General features: G+C 53.0%; 12 protein-coding genes. 6 read left to right on the forward strand and 6 right to left on the reverse strand.

What is annotated here, in order from left to right; genetic code table 11:
- Window positions 1-201: 201 nt before the first annotated feature.
- The 3 genes from ligD to KK062_RS31000 are packed head-to-tail and all read right to left on the reverse strand — an operon-like array spanning window position 202 to window position 4,912.
- Complete coding sequence (gene ligD / locus KK062_RS24600) at window positions 202-2,910, reverse strand: DNA ligase D (RefSeq protein ID WP_254087028.1); 2,709 nt, start codon at window positions 2,908-2,910, stop codon at window positions 202-204.
- 48 nt (window positions 2,911-2,958) lie between these two features.
- Window positions 2,959-3,858: a VOC family protein gene (locus tag KK062_RS24605; protein ID WP_254087029.1), complete on the reverse strand. Its 900-nt coding sequence runs from the start codon at window positions 3,856-3,858 to the stop codon at window positions 2,959-2,961.
- Between the two features lie 55 nt (window positions 3,859-3,913).
- Window positions 3,914-4,912, reverse strand: a complete 999-nt coding sequence (locus KK062_RS31000) for a helix-turn-helix domain-containing protein (RefSeq protein ID WP_254087030.1) — start codon at window positions 4,910-4,912, stop codon at window positions 3,914-3,916.
- A gap of 114 nt (window positions 4,913-5,026) precedes the next feature.
- Here KK062_RS31000 and KK062_RS24615 point away from each other — a divergent pair, with 114 nt between their 5' ends.
- The 4 genes from KK062_RS24615 to KK062_RS24630 all read left to right on the forward strand — a co-directional run bounded on the left by KK062_RS24615 (window position 5,027) and on the right by KK062_RS24630 (window position 10,107).
- Window positions 5,027-7,438, forward strand: a complete 2,412-nt coding sequence (locus tag KK062_RS24615; protein ID WP_254087031.1) for a TonB-dependent receptor — start codon at window positions 5,027-5,029, stop codon at window positions 7,436-7,438.
- 24 nt (window positions 7,439-7,462) lie between these two features.
- Window positions 7,463-8,662, forward strand: a complete 1,200-nt coding sequence (locus tag KK062_RS24620) for a DUF4374 domain-containing protein (protein WP_254087032.1) — start codon at window positions 7,463-7,465, stop codon at window positions 8,660-8,662.
- An 84-nt stretch (window positions 8,663-8,746) separates the two neighbouring features.
- Complete coding sequence (locus KK062_RS24625) at window positions 8,747-9,907, forward strand: PepSY-associated TM helix domain-containing protein (RefSeq protein ID WP_254087033.1); 1,161 nt, start codon at window positions 8,747-8,749, stop codon at window positions 9,905-9,907.
- 11 nt (window positions 9,908-9,918) lie between these two features.
- Window positions 9,919-10,107 (forward strand): hypothetical protein, encoded by a 189-nt coding sequence (locus KK062_RS24630; protein ID WP_254087034.1) that lies wholly within the window; start codon window positions 9,919-9,921, stop codon window positions 10,105-10,107.
- A 35-nt stretch (window positions 10,108-10,142) separates the two neighbouring features.
- Here the strand turns inward: KK062_RS24630 and KK062_RS24635 are convergent, their stop codons facing one another.
- From KK062_RS24635 to KK062_RS24645, 3 genes are read right to left on the reverse strand one after another with little or no spacing between them, the layout of a single operon-like run.
- Window positions 10,143-10,742: a hypothetical protein gene (locus tag KK062_RS24635; RefSeq protein ID WP_254087035.1), complete on the reverse strand. Its 600-nt coding sequence runs from the start codon at window positions 10,740-10,742 to the stop codon at window positions 10,143-10,145.
- A gap of 6 nt (window positions 10,743-10,748) precedes the next feature.
- Window positions 10,749-11,489 carry a hypothetical protein gene (locus KK062_RS24640; protein WP_254087036.1) on the reverse strand — a complete coding sequence of 247 codons (741 nt, stop codon included), beginning with the start codon at window positions 11,487-11,489 and terminating at the stop codon, window positions 10,749-10,751.
- Window positions 11,486-13,594 (reverse strand): M48 family metallopeptidase, encoded by a 2,109-nt coding sequence (locus KK062_RS24645; protein ID WP_254087037.1) that lies wholly within the window; start codon window positions 13,592-13,594, stop codon window positions 11,486-11,488. The genes KK062_RS24640 and KK062_RS24645 overlap by 4 nt, the downstream gene beginning before the upstream one ends.
- A 323-nt stretch (window positions 13,595-13,917) precedes the next feature.
- Here KK062_RS24645 and KK062_RS24650 point away from each other — a divergent pair, with 323 nt between their 5' ends.
- Both KK062_RS24650 and KK062_RS24655 read left to right on the forward strand, forming a co-directional pair.
- Window positions 13,918-14,709, forward strand: coding sequence for a DUF72 domain-containing protein (locus tag KK062_RS24650; protein WP_254087038.1), 792 nt, complete (start codon window positions 13,918-13,920; stop codon window positions 14,707-14,709).
- 190 nt (window positions 14,710-14,899) lie between these two features.
- Window positions 14,900-17,515 carry an alpha-amylase family glycosyl hydrolase gene (locus KK062_RS24655; RefSeq protein ID WP_254087039.1) on the forward strand — a complete coding sequence of 872 codons (2,616 nt, stop codon included), beginning with the start codon at window positions 14,900-14,902 and terminating at the stop codon, window positions 17,513-17,515.
- Window positions 17,516-17,564: the final 49 nt, after the last annotated feature.

A 17,564-nucleotide genomic window follows, 5' to 3' on the forward strand; every position in this document is an offset into this window, starting at 1 on the left:
GGTTTTTTGTTTATTGGGTTGTTTGCAAGGAGTAGCGAAAAAATAATGCCGCTTGAAAACGTTAAAAGTGTGTGTCACAACCGAAACACCGGGGGCATGTATTACTCATTCACTTGTATAGCTTCCCCAGCATTCCGGGAATTTCCGGAGGAATGTTATTTTTTAAATGGGAAGTTTTCACCCCAGGGAAATACGCATCCACTATATGCTTTTCACAGCGCTTAGCTGTATACCTTTTCCTACTACCGGTTTAAATAAATCGCCCACCTCACGCAACCGCTGAACAGCATTGTGGATGGTGAAGTCTTTCATCTGGAGATTCGGTGTCACTTCGTCCCATGTCAACGGCATCGAGACCGTGGCGCCCGGCTTGGGACGCAAGGAATAGGGCGCCGCGAGCGTAGCCTTCGGACGGTTCTGTAAAAAGTCGAGGTACATCTTACCTCCCCGGTTCCCCACCAGACGCTCGATGCTGGTGTATTTCGGTATCTCGTGGTGTACATGGGTGACGATCACGCGGGCAAATTCCTTCGACTGCTCGTATGTGTATTTTGCGCCGAGCGGAATATAAATGTGCAGGCCGGTAGAGCCGCTCGTCTTACAATACGATGGTATGTCTACACTCTCGAGCACCTGCCGGGTAACGAGGGCAGCTTCGATAACCTGTTTAAAGGTATTGGTCGGCCCCGGGTCGAGGTCAATGATACACCAGTCCGGATGGTCGGGTTTATCTATGCGACTACTCCACGGGTTAAGCTCAATACACCCCAGGGACGCCATGAGCAATATATCGGCCTCACTTTTGGGAACAAGAAAGTGTTTGTCAACGTCCAGTTCGTCACTGCTGTGGTACCGGTAGGTCGCTACCCAGTCCGGCACTTTGCCCGTAACGTCCTTTTGGTAAAAGCTTTTGCCGCGGATGCCGTTGGGGAAACGGTTAAGGGATTGCGGCCTGTCCTTTAGGTACGGCAGGATGAACGGTGCTACCTGGTAGTAATAATTGAGCATGTCGCGTTTTGTCACACCGTCGTCCGGCCAATATACCTTGCTCAGGTTGCTAAACTTCAGCGAATGACCGGCCACTTCGCGGACCTGTGTCTCATCTTTTGGATTCAGTAAAGTATTGCGCTCGCGTTTTCGGGCAGGTTTAACCAGAATTTTGTTTTCTTCTTCGGCTGCTTGTTTTACAGCCTTTTTTGCAGACTGAGGCTTTTCTCGCACAACCTCATCCGCCTTTTTATCAACACGCATACCTTCAAACGAGGGATGACGCATAACGCCCTCGGTCGTCATCTCGGCAAAGCTCACCTCGCATACCAGCACGGGCTTGAGCCATGTGGCCGTAGCCTTTGCCGGACGGGGATTAAAACGTGAGGGTTTGTTATAGTCGGGCTCTTTGGCAAACGGTGCGCTGTTAATGATCAGTGATTTGAATTGCGCCAGCATTTCACGTTGCTGCTTTTGGTTAAAGCCCGTGCCAACCTTACCCGTATAAACCAACTCCTTCCCTTGCCATACGCCGACCAATAAAGAAGAGAAAGGCTTGCTGGAACCTTCATTGTTGGTGAAGCCGCCGATAACCATCTCCTGGCGTTTGTTGGCTTTGATCTTCAACCACTGGGTTGTGCGTTCGCCGGACATATATTCACTATCGGCTTTTTTTGCAATAATACCTTCCAGGTTCATGGACTGCGCCGCCTGAAAGAACTCCGTGCCGGTTGCATCAAAAGCATCGCTGAGGCGAATAATCCCCTCCTGCGGGACGATATTTTTTAGGATCTCCCGTCGCTCGGACAGCGGCAGACTACACAGGTTGCGGCCGTCCAGCCAGAGTATATCAAATACATAGTACATGAGATCGCCGTCGGCTTCGCTTCGCCAGTTCTGCAACTCGCCAAAGTCGGAGACCCCGCTTTCTTTTAACACGATGATCTCACCATCGACAACGGCATTGACATTCCAATCGAGTAACGCCCGGTGGACAGGATAAAACTTATCGTTAAAGGATTTGTCGTTGCGTGACTTGAGCATTACCTCACCTTTGTTCATGCAGGCCAACGCGCGATAGCCATCCCATTTAATTTCATAGAGCCATCCCGGTTCATCGAACGGTTTGTCGACAAGTGTTGCGAGCATCGGCTTAAGCCGCTCGTCAAACGCCGCCTTCGGGGCGCTCTTGATCAAGCGCTCAACTGATGCGGCTTTTTTTTTACCGGCGCCAGGAGTCGGGCGTTTTACTTTTTTAGGATGTGTTGCCCGCGTTACTTTCTCGAGGGTTTTCTTCTTTGCGGAGGGTGCTTTCTTTGCGGTAGCAGTCTTCTTTTTTACGGGTTTGCCTGCAGCGACCTCTTCTACCGTTTTACCGGAGGCTACAGATTTATCGTGCTCCAGTATATCGTCGTGTGTTGCATGGTCGTCGGCGAGCTTCATCAGCAGCCAGGCATTATCGCTTTTGCCTTTTGCCTTTACCAGCGCAAATTCTCCTTTGAGCTTTTTGCCTTGCAGTACGAACTTCAGCTTGCCGCTGTATAGTTGGTGGCGAAGCGCTTTATCTGCGTCGGCTTTCGTTTTGAAGGTGCCTTCGGCAGGTTTATAGTAGCCTTCATCCCACACGATCACCGTACCCGCGCCGTAGTTGCCCTCGGGGATGGTCCCTTCAAAGCTGCGATAGTCATAGGGATGATCTTCTACCATCATGGCCAACCGCTTGACGGCTGTGCTCATGCTAGGGCCTTTCGGCACGGCCCAGCTTTTTAGTACGCCGTCCATTTCGAGGCGGAAGTCATAGTGCAGGTGTGAGGCCTGGTGCTTTTGCACGACAAACCGCAGTCGCGCACCCGCGGCCTTGCCGCCGGCCGGCTCGGGTGTTGTGTCGAAGGTTCTTTTCTGTTTGTAGCGTGTGAGGGTCATACACCCGATGGCAAAAATTCCATGCCCGGATGTTATTCAATATACCGGCTACTGATGTGCCTGCTGCGTTCCCGCCGGCATGGAAAATTCGAGGAAGAGCGCGTAGGGTTGTAGCAACGCATAAAGCTTGTCGTCTTTGCGCAACGTGAGCATGCCGCGTTTCGAAAGGGTGCGAAGTCTTTTTTCCAACACGTCCAATGATGATACGGCGATGGAGATGCCACAAATGCCGGTGTATCCGCGGCTGCTAAAGGCGTCGGCCATACGGCCCGGCTCGGACGCGTCGAGAATCAGCAGCCGGCTGCGGCCAATGGTCATGGCCCGGGCAGGTGCCTGCAGCGACGTCGTGGGGCCTGCGTCCATAAAGCCGAGGTCTTTAAAATGCTTTGTGGCGTTGTTTAGGTCGGTCGCCAGGTAGTAGACCGGCCCAAGCCCGGTGGCGTTGTTGATGTGGGTGGTATATTCGGGTTTGTCACGCCAGTTTTTGTCGGCGTATTCGGTATAAAAGATGCCGGCGCCCGGCTGTGTGGGCGTGACATTTTTCCAGACGCGGTTATGGTCCCGGGCAAAGAGAATCCGCCTGCGCTGCAGGTACTGCGCCACGCTGTCGGCCGACTCCACCTCTATCGCCAGCTCCGAGGCGCCCAGACGCGTTTTGAGAAAGTCATGGTAAAAGCGGCCGATCTCCTGGGTGGAATCCAACGGCTGAACAAACTCCAGGTACGTGCCATCCGAGAATTTCACAAAGCAGTTGGTGATCCCGGCGTGTACACGACCTTCTTTGATCGTAAATCCCAGCGAAGAAAAGACCTTTTTTACGGCGGCCAAATCGGTCACCGCCACGGGCACGTGGTTGATGGCCACCGCTGTAATGGCATTTTTCGGAAGCTGCGCCAGCGTACAGAGCGGCAGGCAAAACAATAGAAGGTATACAATGCGACGAAGCATGTCGCCAAGGTAGAATCTATATGCTGGAAAAGCGATATACCACACAACCTTTCGTTTACATTTTTAAGTCTTTTGGCAAATACCCGAAGGTGCGTTTGAACGCCGCTGTAAAATGCTGCGGGTTCTTATAGCCAATGCGGGAAGCTACTTCAGCAATGGAGGCATATTTACCATCCACGATCATGTCCTTGGCCTGCTCCATGCGCGCCTGAGTGATATAGGCAAACACCGTGGTGCCAAAAACTTCTTTAAAGCCTTCCTGCAATTTGGTGCGGTTGAGGCCTGCCATACGCGACAACTGCTCAATGGAGTACGGTGTGACCAGGTTTTGCAAGATCCGGTCGCGCACCTCGTGCAGCTTGTCGATGTCTTCGCGCTTGAGCGACGTAACAGGATTGTCCAGGCCCGTGTTGATCTGATCGATCTGGAGGGTGAGCAGCTCGATGACCTTGGCTTCGACAAAAATCTTTTTGAGTGAGCCGGTATAGGCGCAACGGCGGATCTCAAAGATCACCTCCTTCATGCGCGGAGTAATGGGATGGCTGCGGTTGCCCATGATGGACGGTTGCAGCTTCTCAATACTTTCACCAAAGGTCCGCAGTACGCCCAGGTCGTTGTTAAAGATGCGGCGCAGAAAGTCGATCGTCAGCTCGATCTCGACACTAAAGGCGTTGGCCATCGGCAGGTATTTCAGCTGGCCTTTGAGCGCGGGGTAGAATAGTAAGGCATGTTGCCCGGTATAGATGAGCGTTTCGGGCTCGGTCCCGGCTTTAGGAAAGTACTCACAGCCATTGGTCGAGATCTCGAAGTGCATCTGCATATAAGGAAAGTCGCTCTCCAGGCCGTACTCATACCCCGTGGAGCGGATGCCCTCGAACATGGAGACGATCACGCCGGGCAGATAGATGCGGTGGCTATTCGATTCAACGCCTTTATACGCGAAAGACGACTTGATCTCCTTCATGCCGATGCTGGTATCCACGCCGAACCCCTCCGCATATTCGCGCACGAAGTTCAGCTCCTGCATGTCGTTGGACGAGAACCTGAGTTTCACCAGATAATGTGTTTTGCGGTATTCATTCTGCCTTTCGCGTTATCCACCCTCCTTAAATTCAGCCCACTTTTGGGCGCCCTATTTTTATTCAGTCTAAACAAAGGTAGTTAATTCATGCCTTGCCTTAAAATGCCCGCCTGCAAGTGCCTTTTTCTGCTCATTTTGAGCGTTTCCGTATTCCTGTCGTTGACACAGTCGTCTGCTCAGCAGCGCTCGCCTACTAGTATAGAGGGCTCTATCAAAAATTCAAACCGGGAGGCCCTGGTGGGTGCGACTGTGGGAATTGCCGCGTTAAACAAGTTTACGCTGACCGACGCGCAGGGGGAATTCCGGCTAACAGCTATCCCTGCCGGATCTTACACGCTCACGGTACGATACATTGGCCATCAGGATGCAAAGCAAACCGTTGCGGTGAGCAGCCGGACTGTACATGTCTCTATCGTATTGGAAGAAAGTACAAGCGAGCTGTCGGAAGTCGAAGTCGTCGGCAAGACAGACACACAGTTGGCGAAGGAACAGCCTATCAAGGCCGAAGTTATCAATACCCGGGCTTTTGCCATGCAGCCTACTACCATGACGGACCTCATGAACCGGGCATCGGGTGTACGGGTGCGGCAAACGGGGGGGCTGGGCTCAAATGCCAACCTCATGCTGAACGGGTTTCAGGGCCAGGCCATCAAATACTTTCGCGACGATATTCCCATGGACTACCTGGGCGCGGGCTACAACTTCGCCCTGGTGCCGGTGAATATGCTGGAGCGGCTTGAAATATACAAAGGCGTGCTACCGGTGCGGCTGGGCGCCGATGCGCTGGGCGGTGCTGTCAACATGGTCTCCAAACGCTCGTACGACAAATACGCAGAGTCTTCGTACGAGATTGGCTCGTTCAATACGCACCGTGCCTCCGCCAACCTGTATTACCAGGACACGACCCGCAAACTCTTTGTTGGTGCCGACATGTTTGTCAACTATTCAGACAACAACTACGATGTAACGGTAGATGTGACCGATGAGGAGACTTCTACTCAGCACAAGGAAAAGATCAAGCTGTTTCACAACACCTTTAAGCATTACTATGGCGAGCTCTACGGAGGCGTGATCGGTACCCGGTGGGCAGATGAGCTCCGGCTAAGCCTTACCGGTTTCTGGATCCACCGCGACAATCAATATGGCGCCACAATGGATCAGGCCTTCGGCGCTTCCACCAGTCGGCAGTATTCGGTGATCCCGACGCTCCGCTACAAGAAAAGCTTCCTGAACAAACGGCTGCAACTGGACCAGTTTCTGGTAAATAATACCATCCATACCGAGCAGGTCGACACCGTGCGCGGCACCTATACCTGGTATGGGACATTTAAACCCAATCCCGCACGCCGGGGAGAAATGACACCGCAAGGCTCACTGGCCGATACCGAGTTCTCGTACTTCACCTCGCGCACAAACCTGTCATACCGTATCCATGATCGGCACCGTGTAGAATTGAATGTTGTCTACACCACATTGGGCCGCGTAGGCAAAGATCCACTGGGATTAACCTTTGCCGCATCCGGTCGCGACATACTCTCTGTGCCGGCAGAGTATGACAAGCTGGTGGCTGCCGCAGGGTGGGAGTCGCGTTTTCTTGACGGCCGTATGACAAACGAGCTCTCCGGCAAATTTTACCGCTATGAAACGCGTGCCATGGACGCCGACTATGAAGGCGACGAAATAAACCGTTCGCTCACACGCGAGCGGTGGGGTGTTGCCGAGGCCATCCGGTATACCTTCCGTGGCAATTCGTTTATACGTTTTTCCGGCGAAGTATCGACACGGCTACCCGAGCAAGGCGAGCTCTTTGGCGACGGCAACCTGCGTGTTTCAAACTTTGCCCTGAAGCCCGAGCGCAGTACCAACGTCAACCTGGGCTACCGATATCAAAACAGCAAGCGTTATACGCTCGAGATTAACTCCTTCTATCGCATCACCCACGACCTCATTCTAAACGTGCCGTATAACCTGCTGTTGAACCGGTTCGAGAACGTCAACGATGTACGCGGCCTGGGCTTTGAGGCCGACGCTACCGTATCCATCCTGCCCTGGCTGAAGGCCAACGGCAATTTCACCTACCAGGACTTCCGCATGTTTGACACCAACAACAAACTGACGGAAGATGCACGCCTGCGCAATACTCCCTTCTTCTTTGCCAACCTGGGTCTGACAACAGCCCATACCAACGTATTTCGTTCGGGAGACAAGTTGCAGGGATTCTGGTATTTCAGTTTTGTGCGAGAGTATTACCTGGACTATGTACCGAAGGACCGCGAGCCCGACGGCTTGCTTGGACTGTGGGGCAAGGCGAAGTTTGATACCGACAACATCATTCCCGATCAAAGTGTGCACACGGCAGGCCTCTCCTACTTCCCCGTGAAAAAGCTATCGGTGAGTGCGCAGGTGCGAAATCTCCTGGATGCCGGTATCTACGACAACTTTCGGATACAGAACGCCGGGCGTAGCCTGCACCTGAAACTAACCTATATATTCTTATAAGCGAACTATTAAATTTTACTGTATATGACTAAATCTTTTCTTAGGCTAAGCGCAGGCTTCCTGGCTGCGGTGTTGTTGTTCACTGCGTGTAGCGACGATGATGCATCGGACGGTGGCGGCCAATATGTACTGCTGACGGCAATTGAAAAATTCGATGCCGGCTATATCACCTCTTTTAAAGATCTGCCTTCGGGTACCGTTTCGAGCGTATCCAGCCAATCGAAGAGCGTTAGTGCTTCCTTCGGCTTCCGCGCCTATAAGAATTGGCTCTTTACCCGAACAAGCTCGACCGGCGCAGCTGGCCTGCAGCGATATTCCATTGCCACCGACGGCAGCATTCAGGAAGACGGCTTTATTGCCAACGCCGCACAGTTCCTGATCATAGATGATACGCATGGTTATTACCAGGACGAGATTCGAGGCACCATGAAGTTGCAGCTCTTCAACCCTACAACCATGCAACGCACCGGTGAGCTCGACTTCGCCGATCTGCGCAACCAAGAGATTGCTGAATACCAGGCAATTGGTAAACATATTCTGGCCGCCAAGGAAGGCAAGCTGTATGCCAGCATCACCTACGGCACAACACAGGGCCAGGGTTATGGTGATGACCAGATTGATCACATTGAGCTGGCCGTTATCAACATCGCCGACAACAACCTGGATAAGGTTATTACCTATGACGGTGTAAACTCCATCGGCTGGGGCTCCTCGGCGAATAAGATGTGGACACTTGGCGACGACGGATCTTTGTATATCTATAGCCCCGGTCTGGCCGGCGACTTCTCGAAGTCAGCGGTTATCCGCATTAAGCAAGGTGCTACCGAAGTGGATAAAGACTGGATTGTTCATGTGACCGACTACGATGTAAACTCATCCATCGCTATTGGCCTTGTACGCAATGGCAAACTCTATATCGAGCTACCCTCTACTTCGCTGCAGAATGACTTCAGTAATTTCGAAGCCCTTGTCTTTGACTACTATGCCATCGACATCGCCACAGGCGAGGCTACCAAGATCACCGGTATGCCGCAACACCACTATGTGTGGGCGAATGAGCAAGCTATTACCGAAATAGACGGTCGCATTTATTTCTGGGTACACAATCACGACGAAGGCGTGGAAGGTTATTATACGCTTGATGATAACGGCGCCAGCGCTACGCAAGCGTTCAACATAGACCACGACGGTTTTACCTGGGGCTTTGTGAAACTGCAAAATTAACTTAGTTCCCGGTGTTACATGGCGAGGTCCCAGTCATAGCACATCAGGGCCTCGCCCTATTTTTATTTCTTATCTAGATAGTGTATGCGTCTGTCAAATACCGCGGTTCGTGTCTGGTTTTCGATCCACAAGTGGACGAGCCTGATCTGCACGCTCTTTCTGTTTATGCTTTGCCTCACGGGGCTGCCGTTGATCTTTCACGAAGAGATCGATCACCTCCTGGGCAAGGAGCCAGAAGCGCCGGCCATGCCTGCCGACACACCCAAGATGAATCTTGACAAGATCCTCGCAGCCGGGCAGGCGCAACGCCCGAACGACGTGGTGCGATATGTCTTTTGGGCTGAAGAGCATCCCAATATTGTGACCATGAGCCTGGCGGATTCTATCGATGCGCCGCCCGATGTGGCATACTTCGTCACGCTCGACGAGCGCACCGCCCAGGTGCTGGACCAACCCCGCTTTGACGAGGGCTTTATGTACATTGTATACAAGCTACACGTAGACATGTTTGCCGGTATTGGCGGTAAGCTGTTCCTCGGGCTGATGGGACTATTGTTTGTGTTCTCTATTGTTTCTGGGCTACTATTATATGGGCCTATTATGCGTAAGTACGACTTTGGTATGGTACGTACCGAAAAGTCGCGCCGGCTGAAGTGGCTCGACCTGCACAACCTGTTGGGCGTAGTAACAGTGGTCTGGGCGTTGGTGGTAGGCATTACGGGTGTTATCAATACGTTATCGGAGCCGGTACTGGCGCTGTGGCAAATGGGCCAGTTAGCCGAGATGACGGCCCCCTATAAAAACGCAGCGCCCATCGCGGGTCCGCTCAGCTCGTTTGATGACGCCATTGCCGTATCACGTGAAGCAGCTCCCGGGATGAATGTTTCGATTGTAGCTTTTCCGGGTACTATGTTTACCAGCCAGCACCACTATGCAGTTTTTATGCGTGGCAATACGCCCTTGACGTCGCGCCTGATCAAGCCGGCGCTGATCGATGCGCAGACGGGCAAGCTGACCGACATGCGCGACATGCCCTGGTTTGTCAACACATTGTTTGTATCACAGCCGCTGCACTTCGGCGACTATGGCGGCTTACCGCTCAAACTCATCTGGACGGTGTTCGACATCATCACGCTGGTTGTATTGGGCAGCGGTCTATACTTGTGGTTTGCCCGTCGTAAAGCCCTGGGCGAACAGCTTACGCGACGAGAAGCCGTAGCCGATGAAATGGCCTCTATCTCTTAATCATCGCCCCCATGCGTTCTACTTTTTTACATATCTGGAAAATTCCCATGCTGTTGGGAGCACTGACATTGTTTGGTTTGCTGGCTGCACTGCTTGGAACAGAGTTCTGGCACGTGGCCTCCTGGTTAACGCTGAGTGTTCCGCTGGTGGTGGGACTCTGGTGCCTGATCAAGGTAGCGGTGATGGAACGGCTTCAGTAGAAGCCATTCGCCCACGCGTTAGATCCTATACGCTATCACTGACCGCATCCGCTGATACGTCCCGACACGGTGCGGAAGTATCCTCCGTAGCCGTAGACAAGTTCGATGTCACAGAACTCGACCGTGATCTTCTTATCTTTTGTAACCGTGACGTATACCTCGTCACCGTAGTTGGTGAAGGCCCCATCATAGCCATCTTCCTCATAGTAAATGCACGCGCTCCCCGACGGAACAGAATAAATAGTTTGTACCAGCGAGTATGTATCGCTTTTGGTCGGTTTGCCCGAGCCCCCGAGATGGAGAACAAAGCTATCGATGCCATCGATCAGAATGGCAATGGTATAGCCTGCCGTGCTTATGTCGCAGGAATAATCGCGCATGGCGGCCACCACTTTCCGTCCGTCAATCACGAGCGTGTTATCCTGTAACGTGGCCTTACAAGGCGGCTCGTCCGCAGGCAGCTCCGGCTCGGAATCCCCACACTCAGAACAATGGCCGCCGCAGTCGATCGCTGTTTCATCCTGGTTACGGATGCGATCATAGCACGTGGGACCGATGAACGGATTGTCCTGTTCCGCAGTGATACAGGCGCCGGTGGCAAGCGCCAACAAGATGTAGTGTAAAATTTTGCGCATATAGAATTAAAACAAAACGTATCCTACACCGAGGGTGAGGTTAAAGAAATAGTATCCCCAGAGTCCGCCATGTACTTTGTAGCCCGAGAACTCCTCGGCATTCCATTCTCCACTGTTGTCCTCGGTCAAAAAGTTGCTCGGAACAAAGGTCCAGCCAAACTCGAAGCCGGCGCGCACCAGCAGATTTTTCAACGGCATGCTCTGACGGCCCAGTTGCATGGTCACCGTGGGATATTTAAAGTCGTCGCGAAATTGTTTGGTGCTGGACTTTTTATCATCGAAGGTATTGACACGACTATAGTACACCGACAGTGTCTGATAGTAGCCTATAGGCGCTACGGTGGTGCTGTAGTAAAACTTCATGTGAAGTCCTATCGCATCCCCTCTAACGACATCCGAATCTAATTCATAGGCGTACTCTTGCCCTTCTACCGGTGCCGATTTGTAGTATCCCCGTGTCGTGCCAAAGGCGATCCTGCTATAGGAAATACCGATGCTGTGACGTTTAAAAAACTGGTATTCGGCCGTTACCTGCGGACGGGTATTGAAGGCAAACTGATTCGTGGTCGCCAGGTTTACGGTTTCGCCCAGATCGACAAGCAATTTGTTGCTCGGATTCTGCGCAAATACTGCAGGTGACGGGTTGGCATCGAGGAATATCGTAAAGCGTTTGCCCACGAAGCCGGGAACCTGGGCCTGGCTGGTGAGCGCGCCCAGGAGAAATAAGATCAGACAACCGAGCCTCATACTTTTACTTTGGTTTTTTTAAGTTTCAGGAGTGTGTAATAGATGTTGGACTGGAGGATGTTGGCATTGTCGCGCACCGACATGGAACGCACGTCAACAACTTCCAGGGCCTGTGTCCGTACGTTGAACACCAGGCTGAAATACAGATTCCGGCCTTTCGGCGTAAACACCAGTGGTATCAGCAACGGCGCCGCGGGCGGCACTGCCGCGCTGGCCAATACTAACCACATCTTACCACGGCGTTTGCGGGTAACGGTAACGCCGCCCATCCACACAAAGTGATCGGTCTTATAGGAATCTGCCAGCGTGGTGATCTCATTGTAGATCGAGCTGACCTGCAATTTTTCCGAACGCATCTGCTCATCGATCCAGTCGTTGAGGATACTGTTGGATTGCATCGTCCGAATACTGCCCGACGTCAGGTTGTTGGGGTTAATCACTTCCGAGCTCAAGTCGAGTTTGCCTGCGGCTACGCCAATCTTTTCATCAATATTCAGCAATACCTCTTCGGCTTCGATGTGGCGCACGCGTTGTTTTTTGCGTGCATCGATCTTTTTATAGATCGGGTTTACTACCACCACTTTGTTTACCTCCAGGGGCTTCTCTTTGACTTTTACTTTCTTTTTCTTTCGGCTGATCTTTTTATCTTCGGCAATCTCCTTGCGGACGATCGCAATCTGGTTGTCGAACCGGTCAAAGAATTTGTCGCTGTCTTTGAAATCCAGGAACGCATATTGTGTATAGGGATACTCCAGCTCGGGAACATCCTTCTCGCTCGCCGTACGCACGAAGCTTTCTTCCAGGTCCTCTTGTTCGGCAGCCAACGAACGGATAAGATCATTGAGCATCAGCGCTATCTCCTTATTGTCGGGCGCTGCCTCCAGACATTTGTTCAGCTCGCGCATAGCGGTAACGCTTGTTTCATAGGCCGTCTGGCGATTGAAGAATTCGGCCAGGTATGCTTCGGTGCCGGCCCAGTTCTCCTGGCGCTGATATTCGTCTTCCGCCAGCTTGGCTTTGGCCAGGCCGTACAACGCTTTTGCTACTGTTTCTTTCAGGAATACCGAAGTGGGGTCCTGTTCTTGCAGACTGGTGGCCAGGGCCAACGCATCAAAGTACAAGTGTTCGAGCAGGTACAGGCGGCAAAGCTCAAAACGTGCCATCTTGCGCACCTTTTCAAAGCCTGTTTTAGAAACGCGATACAGATCGCCCGGGCCGCCGTCGCGAAATTTGCGGGCCACAACACGCTTGCGTTTGCGCACGTCGGGGTGTGTGTTTAGTGCATCGTCGTCTTCCTGCGGATAGGTGCTCTTAACAGACCTGGCTACCAGCGTGTCGGGGAATATATAGCGACCCGACTCAAAGGTGCGTTTGTCAAACCGTGTCCAGAAGATCGGGTGATCGCCGTTGCGCAACACGTCAAAGATAGACCCGACGGAGTCTTTGCTGTATGCCGACCTGGTATAGATGTCGATAGCACCCAGATCGGCTTCCGTTTCCAACTCGCGCGAATACGAGCTTTTGGCATACTCTTTATCCGACGAAGACACCTTGCGGTAGTCACGTGATTCTTCGATCACGACGTTATTCACATAGCTATTGATAACGTGTTTCTTTTCGTAGTGAGTGGCCTCGTGACCGAGTACAAACGCCAGCTGCGCTTCGTTCTCCAACCGCGCCAGCAAGCCCAGGTTAATGAATATAATACCGTTGTTGGTAGTGAAGGCATTGGTCACGGGCGACTTTACCGTATAGACGCGCAACTTACTTTGTAGGGCAGGGTAAGGTTTTAACACCTCCTGTAATACGCCGCTGGTGTACACCGAGATCTCGTCGTTAAACAGAACGTTCCCGCTTCCGAGAAACTCGTCCAGGTTAAAGGTACTTTCGAGGTAAAACTTTTTCCGCCCCCGGTGTTCGCGACGCGTCTCCTCCTTGTCGCGGCTCAGGTTCGTAAGCTCCTGGGCGTATTTGGCGGCCGAGCGGTCGGTGAAGTCTTTCGGCACGGGTCCCTGTGACTGGACCGTTTTGTAATGGTTAAAGTCTTGTAGGAAGGCCGGCGTACAACATAATGCTACGAGGGCAACCGTTAGTATACATCTCATGGTAGGCTATTGGGCTGCAAATCTGTCTAGTATTCGGGGAATTCCCGAGGACATGTATGAAATTCCATTACTCTACAGAATCCGTTTATCTATTTCTTCGGGCATTCCGTCGCATATTTTGTCTCGCTTGTAGAAATCGGAAGCAGCGATGCGTGTAGCAGGCTACCCAGCTACCGTGCTCCACCGGAACATGCCCCGTGATCGGCTATCTTACGAAGTACGAAATGATACAGGAATGGTAAATTTTGCCCGTTTATGGTGTCGGTCCGTACTGTTTCCGGTCGGGTACAGTTTTTGAAAACGCTGTTTCGGCGTTTCCCTGTATGCACAAAACCCCCGGCACTCTATATATCGGCACGAGCAACATTGTATTGCCAGGACCGAAGGTAACCTTTCCGGAGGCTTACCGGTCGGGCAGCCGGCTACATTATTATAGCAGCCTGTTCAACAGCCTGGAAGTTAACAGCACCTTTTACAAATTGCCGCTGGCGTCCACGTTAGCGAAGTGGGCCGCCGATGTACCCGACGATTTTACCTTTACCCTCAAGCTGTGGCGCGAAATCACCCACACCCGTCACCTTACATTTACCCCCGAGCATATCGAGCGCTTTATGGAGATCGCCGAAGGTATCGGCGGGAAGAAGGGTTGTCTGCTGATTCAATTTCCCGCGAGTGTGACCACGACCAGCTTCGCGTGGGTAAAGGATATTCTGGAACATGTAACGACGCTTAACACCATTCCGACCTGGCGCGTGTGTGTCGAGTTCCGTCATGCCGGCTGGTATGAACACGAGGCTGTCGCCCGGCTATTGCATCGACTACGTATCTCGATCGTGCTGCACGATATGCCCCGGTCGAAGCCTCCCCTCGACACCGTACCCGGCCCGGCAGTGTACTTGCGCTTTCACGGCCCCGCGGGAGACTATAAAGGTGGCTATAACACTCCCACGCTTCACGAGCATGCTGCCTATATCGCCGCCAGCCTGAAGGCCGGCCAGGATGTGTATGTATACTTCAACAATACCCTGGGCGACGCGCTGCAAAATGCCCAATGTCTACAGGCATTGACCGGCTACCCCGCCGTGAACGATGCTCATCTTCTTAATCGCCATTAGATTGGCATCATCACCAACGCACTCTGACTGAACGTCTTAGTCGTTTTCCAGGCATCTTATTTCTAGATTTTTCCCCGACAAATTGATTCCGGCGGTGTGATGGACGTGCTTTGATTATGCGCACGCAAACGTTTGTACATGGCCATTCAAACGTTAATTCCAGATTCTATAAAACTAAACACCACGCTTTATGAAAGTACGTTTCCCCCTGTTTTATGCACCCTTTCGGGCATGGGTCCGCGGGTTGGCGGCACTCCTGATGCTGCTGAGCCAGTCGCTGTACGCCCAGGATCCGCCCCAGTATGGCACCCCGTTTTCGGGCGTACCCGATGCCCGCGATGTAAACATGTACCAGGTACACATTCGTCCCTACAGTGCGGCCGGCAACCTACCCGGTGTCATCAGCCGCCTGGATCAGATCAAGGCCCTTGGCACCAACGTCATTTACCTTATGCCGATCTATCCGCATGGTACGGACGCGCGCAGCTCACAGTCGCCCTATTGTATAAAAGACTTTAAGGCCGTCGCCTCGGAGTATGGTTCGTTGACCGACCTGCGTACCCTCGTAGATGGTGCGCATGCCCGCGGCATGGCCGTGATGCTCGACTTCGTCGTCAACCAAACCTCGTGGGACCACCCATGGATCACCCAACACCCCGACTGGTATGTACGGGTAAATGGCGTCATTCAACAACTCGCGGAGTTCACCGACGTCGCCGCGCTCGACATGAACAATACCGCCCTGCGCGCCGCCATGATCGACGCCATGCGTTACTGGATTCTGGCCGCCAACATCGACGGCTACCGTTGCGACTTTGCCAACAATGCGCCGCTGTCATTCTGGACGGCCGTCATCAACAACCTGCGCGGCATCACCTCACACAAGCTGCTGATGTTTGCCGAAGGCGACCGGCTGGAGAATTTCCAGGCCGGCTTTGACCTGAACTTCGGCGACAAATGGTTTTACGATGCCCTGGAAGATGTCGCCAAAGGCGGATCGGTATCATTGTTTCAAAGCGTCACCAATACTGAATATACCTATGCCGGCGCCACCCAACAAGTAGTACGCTATACCGCGAACCACGACACGGAAACCCGTACCGATGGGTTCCTTCCGTTCCAGCTGTTTCAAAACCACGCGGGCGTTGTTGTCAACTTCCTGGTCTCGGCCTATATGCGCGGCGTTCCTTTTCTGACCAGTGGTCAGGAGGTCGATTTTAACCAGGCCATTCCCTGGCCGTACACCACCGTCAAGATCAACTGGAGCGCCAACCCCACGGCAGCCGCGGACTTCACGAAGATCCTGACCTTCCGCACCAACAGTACGGCCATACGCCGGGGCACGCTGACGAACTATTCTAACAACGACGTTTGCGCATTTACTAAAATATCGGGCAGCGACAAGGTTGTCGTAATGGCCAACCTGCGGAACAACAGCACAAGCTTCGTTATACCGGCCGCGCTGGCCGGCAGCTACGTCGATGCGTATACCGGTGCTGCCGTTACGCTCACGGCGGGCGCCACACAGTCGCTGTCAAACTTTCAATACCGGGTGCTGACCAATGCCAATGTGCCAAACGTACCCGTAGCATCAGTGGCCGTTAGTCCGGCCAGCGCCAGCTTCAAGGTAGGGCTTACCCAACAGCTTACGGCAACAATAAGTCCGGCGAATGCCACGAACCAGGCCATTACGTGGTCATCGGGTAACACCGCCGTCGCGACGGTCAACAGCAGCGGGTTGGTCACTGGTGTGTCGGCCGGCAATGCCACGATCACAGCCACTACGGTAGACGGCGGTAAGACTGCCACCGCCGCCATTACGGTGACACCGGCTACGTCGTTCACCGTATACTTCTACAAGCCGGCCAGCTGGGGCACCAACATCCGCCTCTACTATTGGAACACGCTGCCCACCGGATCGATCCCCACGGTCACCTGGCCGGGTGTGAGCATGACCTACGCCAGCAGCGGCTGGTATAGCTATACGTTTACCAACGTTACCTCCACGAACCTCATCTTCAACGATGGCACCAGCCAGACGGCCGACCTGACGCGCAGCACCACGGGCTGGTACCAAAACAACACGTGGTATAATTCAAACCCGGGCACACCGCCCGTTACCGAAACATACTACACTATCCGAAACCGCTGGAAAAACACCTATTTGTACGATGCCGGCGGTAACGTAGGCTATGGCACCACGGCCGCCAACAACAACTACCAATGGCAGAAGGTGGCCGTCGATGCCAACTACTTCTGGCTCAAGAACCGTGGCACGGGCGAGTATATGCACATCGAAAACCAGACCGGCTCCGTACAATGCACCGCCGTGACACTCGACTGGTGGAGCGCCCAATGGTCGCAAGACAACGTAGACGGCACGTACGCGCGCCTGCGCAACCGCTGGCAAACCGGCAGCATCGTACACGTGGAAGGCCAAACCGGCTCCGCGCAATATGCCGGCGCACAAGATGGCTGGTATAGTGCTCAATGGCAATTGATACCCGTCAGCAGCGGTGGGCGTACGGCGGCACCGGAAATACCGGTATATGAAGAAGCTACATCGTCGGCTGTGATGGTGTATCCTAATCCTGCCAAGGGAAATCAGTTGTTTGTGCAGCTGCCCGAATTACCGGAGACTTCAGAAGCCGCCGTGTTGATCCAGAATGTACAGGGACAGTCTGTGCTGGAAACGAAAGTGAAGCACTCGGGGATGATTACGCATGACCTGCCGGGAGGACTCTATTTTGTGAGGGTAAGGACAGCAAATGCCGTAGTGATAGAGAAGGTTGTTATTGAGCGGTAAGAGATTTAGAAAGATTTAAATGAAAAGGAGGCATTAACGCCTCCTTTTC

The organism is Dawidia cretensis (assembly GCF_018598175.1).
GTDB classification, from domain to species: Bacteria; Bacteroidota; Bacteroidia; order Cytophagales; family Cyclobacteriaceae; genus Ohtaekwangia; species Ohtaekwangia cretensis.

What these genes read in the sequence shown, in the direction of transcription:
- KK062_RS24655 (WP_254087039.1), top strand. Translation starts at nt 14,900, where the DNA reads ATGAAAGTACGTTTCCCCCTGTTTTATGCACCCTTTCGGGCATGGGTC.
- KK062_RS24630 (WP_254087034.1), top strand. Translation starts at nt 9,919, where the DNA reads ATGCGTTCTACTTTTTTACATATCTGGAAAATTCCCATGCTGTTGGGA.
- KK062_RS24635 (WP_254087035.1), bottom strand. Translation starts at nt 10,742, where the DNA reads ATGCGCAAAATTTTACACTACATCTTGTTGGCGCTTGCCACCGGCGCC.
- KK062_RS24615 (WP_254087031.1), top strand. Translation starts at nt 5,027, where the DNA reads ATGCCTTGCCTTAAAATGCCCGCCTGCAAGTGCCTTTTTCTGCTCATT.
- ligD (WP_254087028.1), bottom strand. Translation starts at nt 2,910, where the DNA reads ATGACCCTCACACGCTACAAACAGAAAAGAACCTTCGACACAACACCC.
- KK062_RS24620 (WP_254087032.1), top strand. Translation starts at nt 7,463, where the DNA reads ATGACTAAATCTTTTCTTAGGCTAAGCGCAGGCTTCCTGGCTGCGGTG.
- KK062_RS24625 (WP_254087033.1), top strand. Translation starts at nt 8,747, where the DNA reads ATGCGTCTGTCAAATACCGCGGTTCGTGTCTGGTTTTCGATCCACAAG.
- KK062_RS24640 (WP_254087036.1), bottom strand. Translation starts at nt 11,489, where the DNA reads ATGAGGCTCGGTTGTCTGATCTTATTTCTCCTGGGCGCGCTCACCAGC.
- KK062_RS24605 (WP_254087029.1), bottom strand. Translation starts at nt 3,858, where the DNA reads ATGCTTCGTCGCATTGTATACCTTCTATTGTTTTGCCTGCCGCTCTGT.
- KK062_RS24645 (WP_254087037.1), bottom strand. Translation starts at nt 13,594, where the DNA reads ATGAGATGTATACTAACGGTTGCCCTCGTAGCATTATGTTGTACGCCG.
- KK062_RS24650 (WP_254087038.1), top strand. Translation starts at nt 13,918, where the DNA reads ATGCACAAAACCCCCGGCACTCTATATATCGGCACGAGCAACATTGTA.